At 35.7% G+C, this 22331-nt stretch carries 11 protein-coding genes; all 11 read right to left on the bottom strand.

Annotation, left to right across the window (positions count from 1 at the left end; genetic code table 11):
* Positions 1 to 44: 44 nt before the first annotated feature.
* On the bottom strand, positions 45 to 1532 hold the full coding sequence (locus ABXQ82_RS10150; RefSeq protein ID WP_367058707.1) for an FGGY family carbohydrate kinase: 1488 nt from the start codon (positions 1530 to 1532) through the stop codon (positions 45 to 47).
* Entirely contained in the window at positions 1532 to 2590 is a 1059-nt protein-coding gene (locus ABXQ82_RS10145; RefSeq protein ID WP_367058705.1) for a GntR family transcriptional regulator, read from the bottom strand. Before ABXQ82_RS10145 ends, ABXQ82_RS10150 begins: the two co-directional genes overlap by 1 nt.
* Before the next feature lie 608 nt (positions 2591 to 3198).
* The gene (locus ABXQ82_RS10140) at positions 3199 to 3627 is read right to left on the bottom strand and encodes a GNAT family N-acetyltransferase (RefSeq protein WP_367058702.1); all 429 of its coding nucleotides are present in this window, start codon (positions 3625 to 3627) and stop codon (positions 3199 to 3201) included.
* 116 nt (positions 3628 to 3743) lie between these two features.
* Entirely contained in the window at positions 3744 to 5018 is a 1275-nt protein-coding gene (locus ABXQ82_RS10135) for an AMP-binding protein (RefSeq protein WP_367058700.1), read from the bottom strand.
* 611 nt (positions 5019 to 5629) lie between these two features.
* A complete protein-coding gene (locus ABXQ82_RS10130) occupies positions 5630 to 6052 on the bottom strand; it encodes a secondary thiamine-phosphate synthase enzyme YjbQ (protein WP_367058697.1) in 423 nt (140 codons plus the stop codon).
* 8 nt (positions 6053 to 6060) lie between these two features.
* A complete protein-coding gene (locus ABXQ82_RS10125) occupies positions 6061 to 6339 on the bottom strand; it encodes an EF-hand domain-containing protein (protein WP_367058695.1) in 279 nt (92 codons plus the stop codon).
* A 359-nt stretch (positions 6340 to 6698) separates the two neighbouring features.
* Positions 6699 to 7985 (bottom strand): hypothetical protein, encoded by a 1287-nt coding sequence (locus ABXQ82_RS10120; protein ID WP_367058692.1) that lies wholly within the window; start codon positions 7983 to 7985, stop codon positions 6699 to 6701.
* Positions 7986 to 8110: 125 nt separating this feature from the next.
* Positions 8111 to 9091 (bottom strand): type IX secretion system membrane protein PorP/SprF, encoded by a 981-nt coding sequence (locus ABXQ82_RS10115; RefSeq protein ID WP_367058689.1) that lies wholly within the window; start codon positions 9089 to 9091, stop codon positions 8111 to 8113.
* Positions 9092 to 9132: 41 nt separating this feature from the next.
* Positions 9133 to 17436, bottom strand: a complete 8304-nt coding sequence (locus ABXQ82_RS10110; protein ID WP_367058687.1) for a T9SS type B sorting domain-containing protein — start codon at positions 17434 to 17436, stop codon at positions 9133 to 9135.
* A 343-nt stretch (positions 17437 to 17779) separates the two neighbouring features.
* Positions 17780 to 20791: a PorP/SprF family type IX secretion system membrane protein gene (locus ABXQ82_RS10105; RefSeq protein ID WP_367058685.1), complete on the bottom strand. Its 3012-nt coding sequence runs from the start codon at positions 20789 to 20791 to the stop codon at positions 17780 to 17782.
* 1 nt (position 20792) lies between these two features.
* Positions 20793 to 22238, bottom strand: coding sequence for a gliding motility-associated C-terminal domain-containing protein (locus tag ABXQ82_RS10100; RefSeq protein WP_367058682.1), 1446 nt, complete (start codon positions 22236 to 22238; stop codon positions 20793 to 20795).
* Positions 22239 to 22331 lie beyond the last annotated feature (93 nt).

The following is a 22331-nucleotide window of genomic DNA, read 5'->3' as shown; positions in this document are numbered from 1 at the left end:
GTTTTTGGATAACCACGCCAAAAGGCGTGGCAGGCGCCCAACTATTATTTATTTAATATGAGTTCCAGTTCTTTTTTCCAATTGTTGTATGCTTCTAAATAAAGTTGCTTGTCCTTAAAAGGCATGAAGGTCATCACATGGTCATTATCCATAATGGTTTTTCCGAAGGCTTCAAAATCGCCTTTGTGGAGGTTTGATGCTCTTGCTGCACCTATGGCGCCCGTAGTATTATAGATTTCTATTTCTTGCTGAATCAACGTTGCTACGGTATTTGCGAAAATTTCCGAGCGGAACAGATTATCGTTTCCTGCACGAATTACGCTTGGTTTGATACCATCGGATGTCATGATTTCCATACCGTAAACGAATGAAAATGCGATGCCTTCCAGAGCTGCGCGACATAAGTGTCCTTTGTGATGGTTGTTTAAATTGATATTGACGATGCGCGTGCCAATTTCTTTATTGTTCAGCATACGTTCTGCGCCATTTCCGAACGGGATTAAACACACACCATCTGAACCTACAGGAATGTCTGATGCCAACGTGTTCATGTCTTCATAGGAGCTAACATCTAGGTTATTCAACAACCAGCGGTACTGAATTCCCGCGCCGTTTATACATAATAATTTACCTATTCTTGGGTCTGCTCCCTTTTGGTAATTTACGTGTGCAAAATTGTTAACCCTAGAACTTTCCTTGGCCGATAAACTGTCTGTAACCGCATACACCACACCTGAGGTGCCTCCTGTTGCAGCGACTTCCCCGGGATTGAATACGTTTAATGACAGGGCGTTATTTGGCTGGTCTCCTGCCCTGTAATAAATGGGCGTTCCTGCTGCGATTCCGCTTTCTGCTTCGCCATTTTCATCTACTTTGGATTGCACACCAAAAGTTTCGACGATGTCCGGAACCAATGATGTATCTATGCCATAATGTTCCAAAAGAAAATCGGCTACACTATCATTTTTAAAATCCCAAAAAATACCTTCTGATAATCCTGAAATGGTGGTATTTATTCGATTTGAAAATTTATAGGCGATATAATCACCGGGCAGCATGAACTTATGAATCTGTTTATAAATATCTGGCTCATTGTCTTTTACCCATTTTAGTTTTGAAGCGGTAAAATTTGCCGGGGAATTTAAAAGTTGTGAAGCGCATGTGTCGTTTCCGATGTCGTTAAAAGCTGCATTACCGATTTCGACGGCTCTACTATCGCACCAAATGATACTTTTTCGTAATGGTTTTCCAGCTTTATCAACCAAAACCAATCCGTGCATTTGGTAGGAAATACCAATCCCTTTTATTTGGGTTCTGGAAATATGATGTTGTTTTTTTAAAGCCGTTATCGCATTACAAATGTGCAACCACCAATCGTTTGGCTTTTGTTCCGCCCATCCGTTTTTCTGGGCGAACATCCCCATTTCTTCCTTTGGTTCTTGAACAACCCCCAAGCTTTTTCCTGATTCTATTTCTACAAGTGCCGCTTTTATGGAAGAACTTCCCAAGTCTATTCCTAAGTAATAATTCATTATAGTGAGTCTCTTAATATTAATTGTGTTGGTATGTAAGATTGAATTTGATTATCGTTAGTGATGAATTCTGCCGCTTGGGCGCCCATTTGCTTAAAATCTGTCGAAATGACTGAAATCCCTTTGTATATAAACTGTTTCATTGGGGTTTCGTTATAGGACAAAAAGCCAACATCGGTTCCTGGCTCAAGATTTTTAGTGCGACATTGCTCCAAAAAATTTCCCAACATCCTGTCGCTTACACTTATATAAGCTTCATATTTTTTAATATTGAAATCGCCCGGATCTGTTATAATTTCAAAATCAATAGTTTCTTCCTCACAGTACTTTTTAAAATAGGATATCGTTTCAGAAGTATGATTTGTAAATGATGGATATAAGAAAATGAGTTTTTCGTATTTACTGAAAGCTGGTGTTGCTTCTTTTAAACACTTATAAAATGCTTTTCCAAAGTCTTGGAAAACAAAATTATTATCGGCTTTGGAGTTGATGTTCCAATCGATTAAAAGCAACTTACTATCTGGAATATCGGCAAGTACATGACTGACTTCTCTATTATCAAAACTCATGACGACATACTTAAAATACTTCCCTTTACTATTGTTTAAAATAGTTTTGAAATTTTCAATATTGTAATGATGAAATTGCACATCGGTAATTATATTATCCGGAAGATTGTTTACAAATGAATGATACAATACTTCTTTATAAGCCTTGAAAGTATCCAGAACAAGTAGCACTTTACGGGTTTTATTCGCAATATAATAGCCTTTGTTTGGCACAGACTCTATAACGGCCTGCTCTTTTAAAATAGAATAGGCTTTAAAAACAGTATCCCTGGACAATTGAAGCTTGCCGCACATTTGATTTACAGAGGGTAAGGCATCACCACTAGACAAATTATTGTTAGCAAGTTCGTCATTTATAGCATTGACCAATTGTTGGTATTTTGGCACTTCGCTATTCGTTTTTATCTTAAAATCTATGACCATAAATCCATTCTGTTCTGTTCTGGTATGTAAATATAGTAAAAATATATTAGTGAACCCGTAGTGCATTTTGAGAAAATTTTGTCAGTTCGAGTGAGTGTTGCGATTGAAATGAGCAAAATTTGTATCGAGAATAAAAATTTTCGTTTTAGAAAAGCTGTTCTCGATACAAAATTCTTTCAGAATTTCACTCGAACTGACATTTGTTTAATAAAAAGGACCAAAATGCACAACGGGTTAGTGAATTTAATTTTCTTTATTTTACTCTTCTAAAAAGGATATAATTAATGTGCCTTATCAGGTTTTATCGGCTCATTATTAAATTAGTTATAACCATATTTGCTAAAAATTCTAGCTTTAAAATGAAAGAGCCTCCTCAGTTTAATCTTAAAAAACATGCTCTATTATTTGATGTTCAAAGTATTCATATTAGTTAGAATTACTGTATTGCACTATACTGAAAGTAATTTTACAAGGAATAGTTATTGCAGTTTTAAAGACACAACCCAATCTAATGAAGTCTCTGATTTTGGATTATTTAAAACGATGTTTGAACCTCCGTCTATTTTTGTAGATTTCTTTGGTTGAAATTGTTCTCCTGTTCTAGGATTAAACAAACGTCAATTATCTATAAGCATATAAAATTGCCATAAGATTTTAATTTAGACGACCGAAAACTACTCAATCGTCAATCTATAGACATTAGTTTCCCTTTTTATAAAACCTAACTTTTGATACAATTTATTGGCAGCTATCCTATCTGGACTGGATGTTAAATTTATTTTTTTAATATTTTTACTTGTAGTGTATTCTATCGCAAATTGAATCAGTTTTTTACCAACGCCTTTACCTCTTGCAGCTTTATCAACCACCACATCTTCTATCCAAACCTTATCGCCTGTTGGTATTTTATTAAAGACTAACGATAATGTACCAAGTATGTCGTTATGTTCTTCTGCTATAAAAAGTAGGGTGTTATTAGAATTAACAATAGCCTCCAAATCATCTTTTGTGGGTAAATCGCAGCTTGAGGAAAGTTGTGGGATTAACTTTTTAAATGCATTTAAAACACTTTCAGTTACCGTGATTAGCTTATAGATTTTCATAGTAACAAAATTAAGTATTTTTTAGCTTTTTAATTGGTTCTCGATACAATTTTTCGTTCCTCAAAATCACTAGAACTGACACATTAACCCTATTCAAATTCAAAATGTACAATGGGTTACAAACTATTATCTATAATATCTTGCACCACTTCAGGATTAAGTAATGTTGATGTGTCTCCAAGATTTGAAATATCTTTGCTTGCTATTTTTCTAAGGATACGTCTCATGATTTTACCTGAACGTGTTTTAGGCAGACCACTTGTAAATTGAATTTTATCCAACTTAGCGATAGGGCCTATATGTTCTGTAATAATCTGATTGATTTCTTTTCGGAGATTATTCTGGTCTCTGCTTTCGCCAGTATCTTTTAAAGTGACATAGCCATATAATGCACTACCTTTCACATCATGCGGAAAGCCTACGATAGCAGATTCTGCTACTGCTGGATGCTCATTAATGGCATCTTCAATAGGTGCAGTTCCTAGATTATGTCCCGAAACTATGATCACATCATCTACCCTACCTGTAATTCTGTAATACCCAACTTCATCACGTAATGCGCCGTCACCTGTGAAATATTTATTTTTATAAGCTGAAAAATAGGTGTCCTTATAGCGTTCATGGTTTCTCCAAATGGTTCGCGCCATACTTGGCCATGGGAATTTTATGCACAAGCGACCATCTACTTGGTTGCCTTTTAGCTCATCCCCATTCTCATCCATTAATGCAGGTTGAATCCCTATAAATGGCAAGGTTGCATAGGTTGGTTTTGTTGGCGTTACAAATGGAATTGGACTTATCATGATGCCTCCAGTTTCGGTTTGCCACCATGTATCTACAATGGGGCTGTTCTTTTTACCAACATTATCGTTGTACCAATGCCACGCTTCTTCATTTATAGGTTCGCCCACAGAACCCAATACTTTTAGGGAGGACAGATCATATTTCTCAACGAGTTCTGTCCCTCCCACTCCTGAACCACTACCTTTTATGACTATATTGCTTTTTGAAATTATGATGCTTTCGTTTAAATTATCAACACTAGCATCGTTTACAATAAACTTTCCCGGAGGAAATTTAACAATCCCACCACCTGGGTTTTCTTCAGCAGCCGCAATTGCCAATTTTATAGCCGCTTTATCTGAAATACCATCGTTGGCTATAGCACCATAGGCTGCATCTGTAACATCAAATTCTGGTTGTGAAAATGAAGCCGGTAAACCTACCTCTCCATTATGATAACCAGCATAGCTAAAGGTTGGCAATATAGGCTCAGTACTGTTTACTTGTGCATCTACCCAATTTTGATATAAGGCACTTGGGTTTTGTGCTTCTAAATGTATTTGAAACAATAGGAAACAAAGTACGGTAAAGCGTAGCGTATTATTCATAACAATTTGTTTAACAATTATTTGTGTTCAAAATTACAAATACAGGCAAATAACTATGAGGGTATAACTAGCCAACCAAGGGTGGTTTTTAATTTTATCTACTATTTAAAGGGTTTTAGCTTTAAATAGTAGATGAAAAAAAGTCTTAAGCGGTTCTTCTATAGATATAATATTTCAAAAACAGTACAACAAATTTTTAGGCGTTTACCTTTTCAAAATCAAATACATGATTTTTCGATACGTCCTATACACTATAAAGTAGAAGGTTTTTAAGCGCATATTTGAGTATTGAATTCTTAAGTAAAAATTTTAGACGAAACAGGAAGCGCTTATTTTTCTTCTATACTTTTCCCTGATCCTTGGAAATTTAAACAACTGATCGCCAGTATCCACTAAAAAGACAAAAGACCACCTCGTCACAGGACATAAGATTTCCCATCGCGCTAAAAAAAGCACGTTATAAAATATACATATTGAATTTTTTTGTAATGTTCAATTGAAATCGACACGACATCAAAATGGATGCAGGGTGTTTTTTATCAAGTTTTTACAAAGATTCGCTATTGATTTAAGTGGACACTAACTATAATCTATATAAACCAACTCCTATTTTATATTCCAAAAGCAGTAACAACTAGTTTTCTTGAGCCGCCATGATTTCGATGTTCACATAAATAAATACCTTGCCATATGCCAAGATTCAATTTTCCATTGGTAATTGGAACTTGTACCGAAGCGCCTAACAAAGAGGATTTAATGTGTGCAGGCATGTCGTCAGAACCTTCATAGGTATGTTGAAAATAAGGTGCGTTTTCGGGAATCATTGTATTGAAATGACTTTCAAAATCTGATCTTACAGTATGGTCTGCGTTTTCATTAATGGTTAAACTTGCAGATGTATGTTTAATGAATACTTGAAATTGACCAGTACTTATTTCTTTTAGTTCAGACATAGACTTAAGGACTTCATCAGTAATTAAATGAAATCCTCTGGGATATGGTTTTAATTGTATTTGTTTTTGATAAAATTTCACTAAAAAAACTATTCAATATCCTTTGCCATTTCGGCAACGGCATTTTTAAATTCTTTCCAATCAACTTGCTCATCTCCATCTTTATCATAACCTTCAATAAGTTTGGAACCTACTAAACCTCTAATAAAACCATTTATCTCGGCTTCTTTCAACAAACTAACGATTTCGTCTTTTGATAATTTTTTATCTCCGTCTTTATCGAAGAAATTAAAAGCATCCTCTGGAGATTCAAAATGCTTTGTAAGTACTATTTGAATTTTCTTGAGTATTGTTTTCTTAGAAGCCATTCTTTTAAATTTAAATTTATCTGTTTTCAATTTAAGAAAAAGAATTGGATTTAAACTTTCATACTGACTTCCTTTTAGGAAAACCCATACTTTTATTTGAAATTTTTTTTGCCACGAATACACAAATAAAACTAAAATAAGATGTACAAATAATTATCACAAATAAAAATCTATAGATTTTTTGTATTAATTTATAATAAAAAAATTAGTGTACCTGCCTTGCCGGCAGGTTAGCGGCATTTTTTATAAAGCGAGAGCTCCTCTTAACCTCCTTTAATATTAGCGGTGTACAGAATCTTGTGTACAAGGACAGTTACTAATACCTTTTTTAAAAATTAGAGTGAAAATTTAATATTCTTTTACCAAGTGGCCAGGGCAGCCCTAACCCATGTATTAGCCGCTGTACAAACATAAATATGTGTTGCAGTAACTCGAATTTCCCCAGCAACACCTGCTGCTCCTGCACTTGCAGGTGCCGTATTTAAAGCCGAAAGCTTATATTGTGTAGCCTCGGTCGTACCTGTAACCTCTAAGGCGTATGTGGTAGCTACTTTGGAAATACCAACTCTATTATTGGCAAAATCACCATAAATCAATGGTACTGTTCCATTTGAATTTTCAATGTATAATTTATCGCTTCCACTTTCCTGTAGTCCTGCTTGATAACCAATAAAAACATTGCCACTTTTATTCTCTGCAGTTCCTGTATTGGTTATCGGATCGTATGTACCTCTACCAGCTTCATAACCAATATAAACATTTCTTGATGCATCAACATCAGCGTTTCCAGCTCTAGTACCTATATAAATGTTTCTGAATTCATCTATCGCCGCACCTACAATTTCATCGCCTAATGATTCACCAGATTCGTAACCAATTGCAATGCTATCATCACCGTCCAGATTATTAGATAAACTTTTAAAACCAATGGCTATATTGCTATTTCCAATAGTATTTAGAGTTAAACAAAACTCGCCAATTGCAACATTTCTCCACCCCCAAGTGTTATCCCGTAGTGCAATGTGCCCAACACCTACATTACCGAACCCTCCAAGGTTTTCCAATAATGATGCATTTCCAATTGCCGTATTATTATTACTGGTGTTGTTTTGAAGCGCGGCAGTTCCAATTGCTGTATTATTAGTGCCTGAAACATTTCCTACTAACGATCTATAACCTAAAACAGTATTATTAGAACCATCAGTATTTAAAATTAAAGATTGATATCCAATACCAATATTTCGATTATCACTACCGTCATCAACAAGACCGGCATCTATTCCTAAATATATTGAAGAACCATCATTCGTTCCATCAAAATCAGATTTTCCATCCAAGAGGTCATTAATGCGCTGAGCAACTGGTATCCATGTCGAAGAATTATCCCAATAATAAAATCCTTTAGTAGGAGATGTAGGGTTTACGCCTAAACCAGTAATGTAAACCAGCATACCATCTTGAGCTACTGTGGGATTTATTGCTGGAAATTCATCCATTTTTGGAATTAAAACTCCATCTGTATTTGCAGGAGTCGCTTGGTTAGATGACCTAACATCTAATGCCGCATCTGGATTAGTGGTACCCATACCAACTTGGGAAAAACAAAGTACTGGTAATAAGAAAGTTAAATATAGTAGATTTTTCATATGGTAATGAGCTTAAATTATGATGGTTGTACAAATAATCTTAATCTGTTGCAAGATATAAAACATGGTTTAAAAATCACCAAAATAATTTTAAATTTAAATTCCTACACAAACTTCTATTAATATTAGTGGTGCACAGGATCTTGAGTACAAGGACAATTGCTAATGCCCTGAAGAAAATTCAACCCTATGGTCACCACATGTGTTCCTGAATTGTAAGCCGATAAGTCGTTGGTTGTGATTTGATACGCATATCCAAAATAGAAAATGTTTTTTTGAAAACCGACCATTGGCCCTATATTTAGAGGTTTTAATAACTGATCGTTTAAAAAACGGTATGAAAGGCCTCCCCAAAAATAATCGCCGTATCTGTTATATTTTCTGAATTTGAAATTTAAATCGGTAGCTGAGCGTTTATCACTACTAAACATTTGATAAAAGACGGAAGGCTCATATTCTAAACCACTTTTCTTTGGACCTTTGAATGTGTAGCCTGAGTAAATTTGATAGTTTAATAATAGATTGGGTTCTAAATCTTTAATGGCTTTATCTAATTTTTTGTCCAATAAATTGTTCACATTAGCACTAAAAAAGAACCCTCCAAATCGGTATAATATGCCAACATCAAAATTATTATTAGACCTCCGTTTATCATCTGTCAGCGCTGGTAAACCTGCAGGGTTTCCCATATTTTCATTATTAATCTTATTAATATCAAATCTGAAGTTATTAAGATTGTATGAAATCCCAAATGACAAGTACTGTTTTGAATAATAATCGAGGATTAAATGATGTGCAAATGAAACTTTTAAACCAGTTTGAAGCGTATATCCATTCTTGTCATTATACAAAGACAAGCCCACACCTGTTCGATCTGCTATACGAACATCTCCATAAACTGATTGATTATCTGGAGCATCCTTTATACCTACCCATTGTGTAAGCGCATTTCCTCTAATTTTTAAATTATCGCCTATTCCTGCATAAGTTGGCGATACCACAAAATTATTATCTGCTAAATATTGCGTAAATACAGGTAAGTGCAATTCTTGACCATAGCTTTTTGCTACCATCAAAAGAAAACCATATATAATTATATGTCGCATTTTAATTTGTTTTAATTTGCTCGGCATCATCATTTTCATCATTATCTATATAAAGTGAAATGTCCAACAAATTCCTTATCGTTTCTGCTATCATTTAGTTTAACAACATACCAGTAATCTCCTGATGGCAATTCTTTGCCTTTATATTTACCATCCCATGTATCATTCACTTTTAAAGTTGCGATTTTCCTTCCGTATCTATCGAAAATATCAAAGGTTAAATCTTGATACTGCGTTGCACAACCCGGCCCCCATTCTTCTAAATCCCCATCTCCATTAGGGGTGAAATAATTCGGGATACATACATCTATAAATTCAAAAGGCATTGCAGCAGACACAAAACATCCGTTACTATCTGTAACAGTTACGGTGTAAGTTCCTGTTTCATAAATGATAAAGGTGTTTTCACTTCCGTAAGATTCGCCATTTAAAGTGTATTCGTAGTTTCCAGTACCTCCTGTGGTTACTGCAACAATTTCGTTTAAACCACCTTCTTCCAGAACTAAGGCCAAAGGTTCGTAATCCTCAATATCAAAGAACTCGCTTCTTTTAATACATCCGTTGGTGTGTCTAACATTTACAAAATGATCTAATCCTGCATAAATATTTGTGAACACATTACTTTGTTGATACGTACCACCGTTAAGTGCATATTCTAAATCTGAAGGGTTTATTGTAGTTGTATCTACATTAACCGTAACCGTGTTGGTGGACGTATTGTTTATACATGTATAATCAATAACTAGTGCGGGGCTGATAAGTATTGAATCTGGAAAATCAATTTCAAATTCCGCTTCGCAACCTTCTGCATCTGTGATGTAAACTACATGGTTCCCTCCTGCTAGTGCCGTAAAATCAAATCTTGTTTGGGTTACGTTTCCTGTGGTGTAAGGGCCATCATAGTTATCTAAACTCACACTATATGGTAAACTTCCTCCAGAAATTTCAACGCTAAAAGCACCGTTAGAATCTCCTCCACACAATTCTGGGATAGTAGAACTTGGCACAACAGTCAAGAATACTGGCGCAGGTTCATTGATAGTAAAATCTATAATTTCGAAACATCCTAATTCATCTTGAACGACCGCCTGATAAGTTCCAGGTGCTAAATCTTCAAATATTGGTGTTTCAAAAAACTGATTTAATTGTGGAGAAATAGCATATTTAATAACACCTGTTCCCCCTGTAGCAATAATCTCAATTGCACCATTATTTTCTCCTGTACATGTTACATCAGTGGTATCAAAAGTAACTTGTAACTGAAGCGACGGTTCTGTAATTGGAATAGTTGCTGATGTTGATAAACAATCGCCGCTATCTACTCTTACCCGATAATCTCCCACAAGAAGTTCGGTAAAAACACCGGGGCTATCTTGAGTTGCCAGAATTGCGTTTCCAGAAGTATCTTGAAGTGTGTACACATAACTTCCCAATCCGCCTTGCGCTGTTGCTATAATTACGCCATTGTTATCCCCTGCACAATTAATTGTAGCATTTGTAGCATCAACATCTATAGTTAACGTTGGCAACACATCAATGGTAATTTGATTGGAAATAGAGGTAACACATCCATTAGCATCTCTCACATAATATTGATAATCCCCAGCAGAAACCGGAAACGTTACTGATGTGACAAATGAGCCAATTACTGTTGAAAAATTACTATCTGCACTATAGCTGTATGGCCCATTGCCTCCCGTAGCACTCAATGTTAATGTAGATTCCGTCAAACAAGTTTGTGATGTTGCTTTTACTAAACTAGCGTCAACTTCGGTTGGTTCGTTAATAATGATGTCTGCGGAATTAAATTCACAATTATAGCCGTCTGAAATAGTTACATTATAAGTTCCTGCTCCCAAATTATCAAAAACAGTAGAAGTTTGAGGTCCTGAAGATGTTATAGTTGGAAACACCTGATTTAATGTATATGTATAATTTGAACCTTGTCCGCCTATAGTATTCGTCACGGTTATTGAAGCAGTATCGTCTCCAAAACAAGACAGTAATGTTGTACTTGCAGAAATTGTAGCATCGATAGGATTTGGAATTGTTAAGGTTACGCCATCTGATGCAATACATCCAGCTATATCTCTAACATTTACCGTATAAGTACCCGCTACTAAATCTGTAAAAGTGCCGTTTGATGAATACGCCACGGATGCTGTTCCTGTTAATTCATATTCATAAGTACCCCAACCGCCACTAGCTATTGCGGTAATTGTACCTTTATCGTTATCACAAGTTACATTTGAAGTTTCGGTTGCCACAACGGTTAATGGGTCTAATGGCGAAGGAATAATAACAGTTGAAGTCGTTGTACAAAACGGACTTGCGGTTTCTGTAATGACTACCGAATATGTACCAGATGCCATTCCTGAAACTACTTCTGGATTTGTAGATGTATTTGCGGAAACAACTCCAGTTACTGAAGCTGATGTGCTATCAAAAACTTCATAAGTATAAGGCCCTGAATAGCCACTTACATTAATTTCGAAAGCACCTGTATTATCCCCAAAACAAGTTATTGCTGTTGGTGTGGTTGTAACAATTGGAGCAATTGCTTCTGGTAAAACCACTTCAACATCTGTTGAACATGTATTTGCATCTGTTATTGTAATGGTATATGTTCCCGAAGGTACTCCAGAAAAAATAGTGCCACTTAAACTTATACTTGCTGGATTTGGGCTTATGGAATAGGTGTAAACCCCTGTGCCTCCTGTACCCGTTATTGTTATTTCTCCATCATCATTATTACATGTTGGTAAAGCTGTAACAGATGGTGTTATAGCTACAGGTGGCGCGATATTTAAAGTTACTGTATTTCCACAACCGTTAGCATCTTGTATTGCTACAGTATGCGTTCCTGATGTTAGATTTGAAATTGAAAACGGGGCAGTTCTAGTTTGAAATGCGCCACCATCAATACTATAACTATAAGGTGGAATTCCAGTAGTTGTTAAAGCGACATCTATTTCAAAATTACCTTCTGTTACTGTACATTGGTTATTTACGGTAGCTGAAATTATAGGCTCTGGATCAAGTGGTAGTACTATTGCTGGTGTTGTTTTGATACAATTATAAGCATCTCTAACATGTACATAATAGGTATTGGCATCTTCATTAAATGTATTTGTTGCAGCCCAAGATGGATCTGTTGCTAATGGAGCAGTTGCCGATGTTGTAATTTGATACGAATATGGCGGTGTTCCATCTCTAGCAATAACGCTAATCAATCCTGAATTTACATTACAATTTGCATTTCTATCAACGGTTGCAGTGATACTTAAATCGATAGCGGATTCCACTATTTCAAAAACCACGGATGCAGATTCACAGCCATGAAATAATCCTGTTCCATTTTCAGTAAAAACAATATAATACTGTCCAGGAGCTAATGTACCTGGGGTTGGCGTAGTTACTGTTTCTGTTGTTCCGAAAGTAACTGGCAAATTGGTTGGTCCACTTATTAAAACGTTTGTAAATGCTCTGTATATCTCATAGTCAACAGAAGTAGTGGTGCTATCAAAATTATCAATAGTAAATGTAACACTACCATTATCTCCGCCTTGACAGATTACATTGTTAGGTAAAACTGTGGAGGTCAACGTTGAAGCTGGATCTATGGCAGCATCAGCAGATTTCACAAAATAACAATCTGTTGAGAGATCATGAACAACAAAAGTATAGATAACTCCTGGCGTTAAATTTGTAAACGTTCTTCTATCTGGGAATCCAATATCTGACGGCAAAAACGTAGATGTATAAGGAGATGTATTGAACTCAAGAATACCAAATTCGTAATTTCCACTACCAACAGCCGATACAGCCTGAACTATTGCCGTGCCTCCAGAAGTACAATCTGGAACCGTCGTATTCACATTAATCAATAAATCTGATGGTGGCGAGGCGATTATAATTTGATCTGAAAGACTACATCCATTGGCATCAACGACATTAATTGTATAAGTTCCGAAGTTGATAATATTAAATGTATGATTTTCATTTGAAGTCGCCGAATAAGGGCTTCCTGGAATAACATCTCCAAAATTGTTTGAAATGAAATACGTAAATGGTGCAGTTCCTCCCGAAACATTTTCAACCGTAATAGCCCCTAAACTTGAACCTCCCGGATTATTACATGTGATATCTACTTTTGATAAATCGAATGCAATCGGGTCTGGATTTGCAATTGTAATAGGTGCAGTATCTGTACATAAATTTGCATCGGTTAAAGTAATCGTATAATTACCTGCTGGCAAACCTGATGTTTGTGTTCCGAAATCAGTTCCCAATGTGTCATTATTCACATTGATAACAAAAGGAGGCGTTCCCACAGTATTATTTATTGTAATGTCTATCGCCGCATTGGTATCGCCGTTACATAAATTGTTTTGAGTTTGACTTACTGATGTGATCTCCGGTAATGAAATCGCACTTATAGTTTGAACTCCAGATGCTGCAGTACAGTTATTTGCATCCGTGATTTGGAATTGGTAAGTGCCATCAGTAGGTACATTATAAGTAAATGTTGTTCCTGTTGACCCGATAGTAGTATATGCGCCACTATTTATGGATACAGCGTAAGTAAAGGGTGCGGTACCTCCAGAAATAGTTCCCGTAATAGTTCCATCAGGTGAAGCGGTACAATCTAAATCTTTCGTAATAATTGTACTTAGCGTTAAAGGTGGTAATGGGTTAATAGTGTAGGTTTCAGCATAAGTACAGTCATTGGCATCACGTACTTGGAATGTGTAAGTTCCTGGAGCTAATCCTGGAAATATATTAGATGTTTGATAGGCTGTCGCTGCTCCTAAAGGTGCAATAATTTGATATTCCAATGGACTTAAACCACCTGTTGCAGTCAAGGTAACATCAGAGGTGTTTGACGGACAACTTATTGGCGTACTGTTAAAATCTAAATCCGTTGGGGGATCTAAAGCATCAATTGTAATTGGTGCAGCAACAAAAGTACACACGTTAGCATCTCTTACTGTTACTGTGTAAGTACCTTCTGCTAAACCAGTAAATGTATTTCCTGATTGAAAGTTAACTCCATCTATACTATATCCAAATGGTGGTTGTCCCGTTACTCCAGATACTGTAATTACTCCATTGGTCGCACATGTATATGGAGTAGTTAAAGTAACTGTTCCGTTTATAGCTGTAAGTGCAGTTATTGTTATGGTTTGTGGTGCGCTTGTACATATATCTGCCCCTACTGAATATTCAACAATAACCTCATAATCTCCTGCTGCCAATCCTGTGAAATTTGGTGAGTTAACATAAGTTGTTCCATTATCAATACTATAACGTAACGTATTTCCGTTAGGGTTTGAAACATTAATATTTATGGTGCCACTATTTGCTGCATCTGAACATAAAATATCCGTTTGAGCCACAGTAAAATCTGGTGCAGCAATTGCATTTACGGTTAGTGATGTATCTGCTGAACAATTATTTGAATCTACCACAGTAATGTTATAAACTCCCGAAGTAGTTACACTAATTTCTGGTGTCGTTTGAAAAACCGTAGTACTATTTACAAAGTAATAATATGGTGGTGTGCCTCCAACTGGATATACTGTAATTTCCCCATCGGTACATGTTAATGGTGTTGTAAGTGCCGCTGTCACTTCTAATAAAGGTGGGTCTATTATATCGATATCTCCCGTATATGCACAACCATCTTCAGTTGAAACATTTATGGTATAAGTCCCTTCGTCTAAGTTTTCAAACACATAATTGTCTTCTGTAATCGGGCCAACGCTATTTACCAAAGTTGCACCGTCATATATTGAAAAGAAATATTGTGGGCGCGCATCATTGGCCGAAACATATACACTACCTAATCCACCATTACAAAGCGGTTGGGTTATAATTGTTGACACCGTAAAATCCGTCGCTCTTATCTGAACGTCTGGTACAGAGAAAATACAAGGGTTTGGAGTCACTCCTATTTGCCTGATGTAAACACTATAAATATCTGCCGTAGTTATAGAAAATATATTACTAGGTTGATAGTTTACGCCATCAATACTATACTCATAACCACTTGGTACTCCACCAACCACTATTTCACCTGGTGTGGTACAATAAATATCTTTTGAGGTAACCGTTGGTATTAATAAATTGGTATAGACATTAAAATAAAACTGATTAAAACAACCACCTTGATAATTTAAGGTCAATCGGTATTGACCAACTGTATCAATCATATAATCTGGCCCAGTTTGTACTTCATTCCATGTACAGGTAGCATCTTCATTCGCACAATCTTGATTTAAGACGGCATCGCAGCTGGCTTCGTCCAAGCGTTCCCAAATCATTGTTGTTGTATCTGTTATTCCAGTTTGAATAAATCTTGAATCATTGGCACCACATAGATAAAAATTTGGTAATAATTTACCATCATTAGGACAGCTTACAACTTCATCAGCAAAGGGTATTACTGGATTTGTGACATTAGCTCCAAAAGTAATCACTTCAAATTCTTGATTAATAGATTGACATGGTGCTATTGCTGTATTTCTAACATAATATCTACCAGTAGTTGTTACCGTGATAGATTGGGTTGCGCCTATTACAGGAGTTCCTGACGGACTGGTTGACCAAGAATAAGAATCGTATCCATTGGCTGCGTTTAATGTTGCACTTGCGCCACAAAGCACTACTTCCTCTTCAAAAGTACAGTTTAAATCTGCTAAAAAATTTGTTGCTGCAGGTGTTAACAAACAGCCTGTATTGGAACTAAAACTTGGGTCATCTGAAATTACAAATGTTGAATTTATAGTACCGTTATAGGTTACAAAAGCTTGATTACTAATAATATTAGAACACGCATCAGTTAATAAACTACATGATGAAACAACTGTAACTTTAAAGCGAATTTCCTGTAAAGGGTCATTTTCCTCAACAACAGAATCATCAACACTAAAAACAATTTCCCTGGTTGCTGCATTATAGCTTTGTACGGTTACACCAGGCGGTAATACTCCCATATCTGCGGGATAATTAAAAACAATATTTATAGGAAGTACATCTCTAATAATTAGGTTTGTTGCATCATCATTTCCGGTATTCTGAAAACCAATAATATAATTTAATTCATCACCAAGATCAACCAATTGGTTACCAATATCGTTTCCTAATACATCCTCAACTACTTTGGTAAGTGTTATTTTAGGCTCAATAATTTCAACGGAAAATGAGGTTAAGAATACGCCATAACCATCTCCATTTGTTGTTAGTTTTAAATCTCCCGCTGTGGCACTATTAGGCAACACCGAATTAAGCGGATTCGGTATTTTAACATTGTTAATATCTAATCCAAGTGTATTTAAACTGGCGGGGTTTCTATTAATTTGATGCACGCCATCTTTAGTAATTGTGGAATTGAAAAAATTATTAGGTTCGTTTATGGCATCACTTAAAATAGTATAAGTTGGTAATGTACTTGCCTTAAATTGAAATGAATCCCCTCTAATACCGATATCGCCTTCTAAGGCAGAAACACCAATATTTGCATTTACCGGTAATGGTGCCGGCAATGTTTGAAATCCTGAAACTGGAATGTCTAGTTGTATTGTATTTTGTACACCTGCATAGCCATCAAAAACTGAAATAAACTTACTTGGTAATAAAGGGCTTTCATATATTACAACAAGTGTCCAACCTGCGGAACACCCGCCTTTTCGAATCCCTCTTGTAGCTCTAAGATTTGCCACAGTATATTCACCATCAGCTTCTGCCAATCCTTGTAACAAACCTGTTACATTCTTATAACATATTATGGGTGAATCTTTAAAAGAATCGGTTATATCAGGACCATTATACTTATAACCATCAAAAATAATATCATCTTCTTCTCCAATAGGGTCGGCATTAGTATCTGCTTCCAGGTCTATAAATCCACCAGTAGGCAATTTAAATTTTATTTGATTCCAATCTTCAAGTCTTGGTGTCCCTTCAAATTGTACAGCTCTATTATTTGCAATTTCAAGAGGATATACCGAAGCCCAGTACAAGCCCGCATAAATTATTCTTTTACATGAATTATTTGTTTCTAAATTTGCACTACTAGAACTAAAAATTGAAGGATCTCCACCGCTAGCAACGTTAACATAAACACCTTCATTGTTATTATTGATATCGGTTCCGTTGTATGGGAGCGGCAAATCTTTTGCAGTTACAATACCATTTCCAATTAAAGTAATATCTCCTTTTACTTTAATACTACCCCCAGGTAATCTTGGAGAAAAAGGAACAGGAAGTTGCGCAAACATTTGGGTACTCATAAAAAGTAACAAAACACTAAATGCTGCCTTTACATAAGTAGGTTTTTTCATGGTTGGTTTTTCTAGTATCACTTTTCAATTTGGGGGAATCAAAAAGAAATATTTTTGTTAATTACAATATTAAAGTCGCATAAAAAGTAAGATTTTATTTTCTTAAAAATTTACACAACAGATTTTAACGTATTTAAACGGCATAAATATCGTAAAAATAACTCTAATAACCTTAAAGAGCCATCACATTTAACACAGTTAATCGATGAAATGACAATTTCATCTATTTTTTTAAATAAATATGTAGGAATTAAAATTCAAATACACAATAAATTCATGTAATGTATAGTTGATGCATTTTTTTTTAAAAAGCAGATGAATAAAAAAATAGTAAATTAAAAGGTTAGTTTTCTATTTTAACCAAGGACATTTTACCATTATAAGGGGTACTGCCTTTAGCTTCTAATGCATTTTTAGCCTCACCAATTGAACCAAATTTTTCGTAATAGATGAAGTATTTATTAGTAGTTACATCAAAGAAGAAATTAACATTCTTTTCTCCTGAAGCCACAACTTTGGTTACAAACTCATCTCTTTTCTCAATATCACTATGCACAGCAATTACCATATAATAACCATTGTCTTCGTTAGTTACGTTCTTAATAATTTGAATATTTCGAGTTTGCTCTTCACCAAAATCAAAGTCCTCTTCCCTTAATGGTGTTGCACTTTCATCTGTAAATTTCTTAATACGGGCCAAAGCAGCTTTATCTTTTATATAACGATCTTCTTGGTTATCATATGCTGCTCGTCTAATACGTCTTTTCCTTTCATAATCTGTGGCAACCTTAATGTCTTCTAACGTAGCTTCAAGACCCCTCTTAGCGGTAATTGTTTTTAACTGTTCAGATTTTAATCGCTCTATGGTTTTCAAATAAAAGGCGTTTACTGGATCATTTTTACTCCTCACTTTTTTCTTTCGAGTTATGTATAAAGTCTCAAGTTCAATAATTTTTATATTTTGTTCTTCTATCCTTTTATTAATTTCATCTTGTACTTTTTCTAAAGCCTCATTTTCGGCAGTAATGCTTTTAAACTGTTTTGGTGCTTGATAAAGGCCTTGTTCACTTAAATCGTTCTCCTTTTTTAGATCATCTAAATCATTTTGCTTACTGTCTATCTTTTTTGATAAATTATCTAATAGTTCTCGCTGAATTTTTATAGTCTCTTCGGAAGATTTCGTTAAATCTCTCATAGATTGCGATGTCGCATCCGTTGCTTCGGGGATGGATTCATTAACTGCTGTTGTTTCTGCTTCGAGTTTTGCTTTTGCTTCTGCTTTTAATCTTTCAGTTTCTTCCAGTTGTTTTTTGGCTTCTGCATCTGCTTTGGCCTTTTCTATGGCCTGTAATCGGGCTGCTTCTTTTGCCTTGGCTTCCGCTTCCAACTTAGCTTTTGCTGCTTCCGCTTCCAATTTTGCTTGGGCTTCCGCTTCTAGCCTCAATCTGGTTGCTTCTTCTCGCTTTAATCTTTCGGCCTCTTCCAGTTGTTTTTTGGCTTCTGCTTCAATTCTAGCTTTTTCTATGGCCTGTAATCGTGCCGCTTCTTTTGCCTTGGCTTCCGCTTCCATCTTAGCTTTTGCTGCTTCCGCTTCCAATTTTGCTTGGGCTTCTGCTTCTAACCTTAATCTGGTTGCTTCTTCCCGCTTTAATCTTTCGGCTTCTTCCAGTTGTTTTTTGGCTTCTGCTTCGATTCTAGCTTTTTCTATGGCCTGTAATCGGGCTGCTTCTTTTGCCTTTGCTTCTGCTTCCAACTTAGCTTTTGTTGCTTCCGCTTCCAGTTTTGCTTGGGCTTCCGCTTCCAACCTTAATCTGGTTGCTTCTTCTCGTTTTAATCTTTCGACTTCTTCTAATTGTCTTTTGGCTTCAGCATCTGCTTTGGCTTTTTCTATTTGTTGTAAGCGCGCTGCTTCTTTTGCCTTGGCTTGTGCTTCCAACTTAGCTTTTGCTGCTTCCGCTTCCAGTTTTGCTTGGGCTTCCGCTTCCAACCTTAATCTGGTTGCTTCTTCTCGTTTTAATCTTTCGGCCTCTTCCAGTTGTTTTTTGGCTTCTGCTTCAATTCTAGCTTTTTCTATGGCCTGTAATCGGGCTGCTTCTTTTGCCTTTGCTTCTGCTTCCAACTTAGCTTTTGTTGCTTCCGCTTCCAGTTTTGCTTGGGCTTCCGCTTCTAACTTCAGTTTACTTTCTTCTATTTTACGTTTTGCCAATTCATCATCTTTATTTTTAGAAGTATTTATAGCTAATGGATTCGATTTTTCATTTGAATTCACAACTGAAGCTTGTTCCTTTTTAGCCTCGGCAGCTGCTTTACGTTGGGCTGCAATTTCTATTCGTCTCTTAGCCATTATTTCAGAGTCACTCTTCGAAATGGTATTTGCTTTTACTTTTTTATGTCTTGAATTGAAAACAGATTGCTCTTCATCATCGTCACCGTAACTAAAACGATACTTATTCTTAAATCTATACGCTATTGTAATTTCATGGGAATTTCCAAATTCCGACAAATTGCCCATGGATTGCTCGTAGTTATATTCTAAAGCAATATTCTCGGTTACGTTGAGACCAATTCCTGCGGAAGCACCATATAATGAATTGTAACCTGCCTGTGCCCAAATTCCCTTTGGGACAGTTAACATTACCAATCCAGAAAGTACTGCCTGGTCTTTTTTAAATTCACTTTTAAAAAGTGTTGAAAATTTACTTTCATCAAAAAAACCACGCGAATTCATATAACCTGTGTACATGATATGTCCTTGAATAGCTTGTTCTGGATTATCTTCAATCATTTTGGAATTACTGATATCATAGGCCACCAGATTATTAATAGAGACTCCAAAATCTAAAAAAGTTGTGCCGTAGTTAATACCTGGATTTACCGTAAATAAAAAGCTAGATGGTATATTTTGTAAAGTTGGATCTGGAGTATTAACAACTACTCGACCTTGACTAATGCCACTTTGGTAAGCGCCTAAATTTAATCCGAAAGTTAAATTACTGTCATTACTGATATTGACATTGTATGCAAAATTTAAAATCCCCCCGAAAGTAGTTAAAACACCAAAATCTTGCTGAAACAAACTTAAACCTGCTCCAATATTTTCCTTAAATCTACCCGAATAACTAAATAAATAGGATTGTGGCGCATCATTAAATTGTACCCATTGTTTTTTATTGGTAAAACTTATAAATCTATTTTGTTCCCTTACAAAACTGAATGTGGGGTTAATGGCATATCTATTAAACTTTAAAGAGTTTCTAACTGGTAGCGACAACCCAACAACAGCACTACCCTCTTGGGAATGGAATTGCTGTATGGTACAGAAAACTAGAAGCAGATATATTAGATATTTGTTCATTTTATTTCACAACCGTAATAGACCCTTTTATCGTCTTTTGGTTTTCTGTTTTTATAATGTAATAGAAAATTGGGCTCACATCTTTAAAATTCAATTGCTTTTCTGGCCAATTATTTTGATAATCTTTTGTCGAAAGTGCTACTTTTCCACGAGCAGTATATAATGTAACTTCGGTATTTGTGCCGCTAACGTATGCCTGAGGAATTACCCACGTATCATTTGTTCCATCTCCGTTTGGAGTGATTACATTAGGAATTTGCAACACGTCTGGAAATGGTTCGGTAACTCTAAAACTAAATTCCTTTGATGACAGACAACCAGACATTTGGTTGATTATAGCTTTATAATTTCCTTCCTGTAAAACTTCATATGTGGAATTATTTGCACCAGTAATTACAACATCATTTAAATACCATTTAAATTCTGGGTTCACCGCCGTGGTTGTCACAGTTACATCTAATGTTTCGCCATCGGGTAGCATAGTGGGTTGACCAACATCAACATCGATACTACTTTCAAAACCTGTATTCTCTAATGTAATGGTGGCACTTGCAGTACAATCTCCTAAATCTATAGTGACGGCGTAAGTTCCATCTTCATTGGTTTGGTACATCTGGTTTGTTGCACCTGCAATTTCATTTCCATCTTTATACCATTGATACGCAACTCCGTTTATAGCGCTTAAAATTGTTGGGCCATCTGCCGAACAATAAGGATTTCCTAAACTAGAACTAATAGAACTTGTTGCGGTTCCAGATGAAGCCTCACTTATAGTTACTCGGTTTGAAAAAGAATTTGATGTACAAGAACCATAATCGGTTTCTACAAAATAAGTTCCAGGGCCGCTAACCGATAAACTTTCTCCTGAAGCCACAAAAACTGATGTTGTTGGGCTTGTTTCCTTATACCAATTGAAACTCAATGACGGGTATTGTAATGGCGAATCATTCATTGCACCTCCGGGGTTATCAATGATTAGTAGATAACTTCCACCTGAGCAATACACACCTGTTTCAACTAAATTATTTATTGAAAATGGCGCGTCTTGAATTTTATAATAGGCAGGAAATGCATTTGATGCACTACTTGTTACTGCTGGCGCAGTACTTTTTACTCTAAGCTTATATGATTCCCCAGAAGTTGTTGTTGGTAAAGAAATGCTAATAGTGACTGGTGAGGTTGTTATGCTTCCAGCTGTTGAAGTATATACTGTTGTAGTATTTGAAAAACTTCCCGTAGCATCAGATAACTCAACAATAAACTGATTTGAAGGATTTAAATTTGCTTCGGGTGAAAACGAAAAAGTAACATCGAAACTATTAAATGAAGCACTCGCACATGCTTGGGTAAAACCCAAATTAGGTTTACTAATTACTATTTGTGCATTTAAGGTACCTAAACAGGAAACTATAATTGCTATAAAAATCAGAATAGTAAAATTCCTCATACGCTTTTATTCTTTTTAATAAAACGTCTAGGAATTAAAATGCTCTAAATTATTATTTTAGAACTAAATTTTCCCAAATTATGAGCGTGTAAA

It is taken from the genome of Algibacter sp. 2305UL17-15, assembly GCF_040720935.1.
Lineage (GTDB): Bacteria > Bacteroidota > Bacteroidia > Flavobacteriales > Flavobacteriaceae > Jejuia.
The sequence above is the reverse complement of the archived record's forward strand: the minus strand, read 5'-3'. Positions and strand labels throughout refer to the sequence as shown.

Coding starts and splice junctions, on each gene's coding strand:
- ABXQ82_RS10110 (WP_367058687.1), bottom strand. CDS start 17,436: ATGAAAAAACCTACTTATGTAAAGGCAGCATTTAGTGTTTTGTTACTT.
- ABXQ82_RS10100 (WP_367058682.1), bottom strand. CDS start 22,238: ATGAGGAATTTTACTATTCTGATTTTTATAGCAATTATAGTTTCCTGT.
- ABXQ82_RS10105 (WP_367058685.1), bottom strand. CDS start 20,791: ATGAACAAATATCTAATATATCTGCTTCTAGTTTTCTGTACCATACAG.
- ABXQ82_RS10125 (WP_367058695.1), bottom strand. CDS start 6,339: ATGGCTTCTAAGAAAACAATACTCAAGAAAATTCAAATAGTACTTACA.
- ABXQ82_RS10150 (WP_367058707.1), bottom strand. CDS start 1,532: ATGAATTATTACTTAGGAATAGACTTGGGAAGTTCTTCCATAAAAGCG.
- ABXQ82_RS10135 (WP_367058700.1), bottom strand. CDS start 5,018: ATGAATAATACGCTACGCTTTACCGTACTTTGTTTCCTATTGTTTCAA.
- ABXQ82_RS10120 (WP_367058692.1), bottom strand. CDS start 7,985: ATGAAAAATCTACTATATTTAACTTTCTTATTACCAGTACTTTGTTTT.
- ABXQ82_RS10145 (WP_367058705.1), bottom strand. CDS start 2,590: ATGCACTACGGGTTCACTAATATATTTTTACTATATTTACATACCAGA.
- ABXQ82_RS10140 (WP_367058702.1), bottom strand. CDS start 3,627: ATGAAAATCTATAAGCTAATCACGGTAACTGAAAGTGTTTTAAATGCA.
- ABXQ82_RS10115 (WP_367058689.1), bottom strand. CDS start 9,091: ATGCGACATATAATTATATATGGTTTTCTTTTGATGGTAGCAAAAAGC.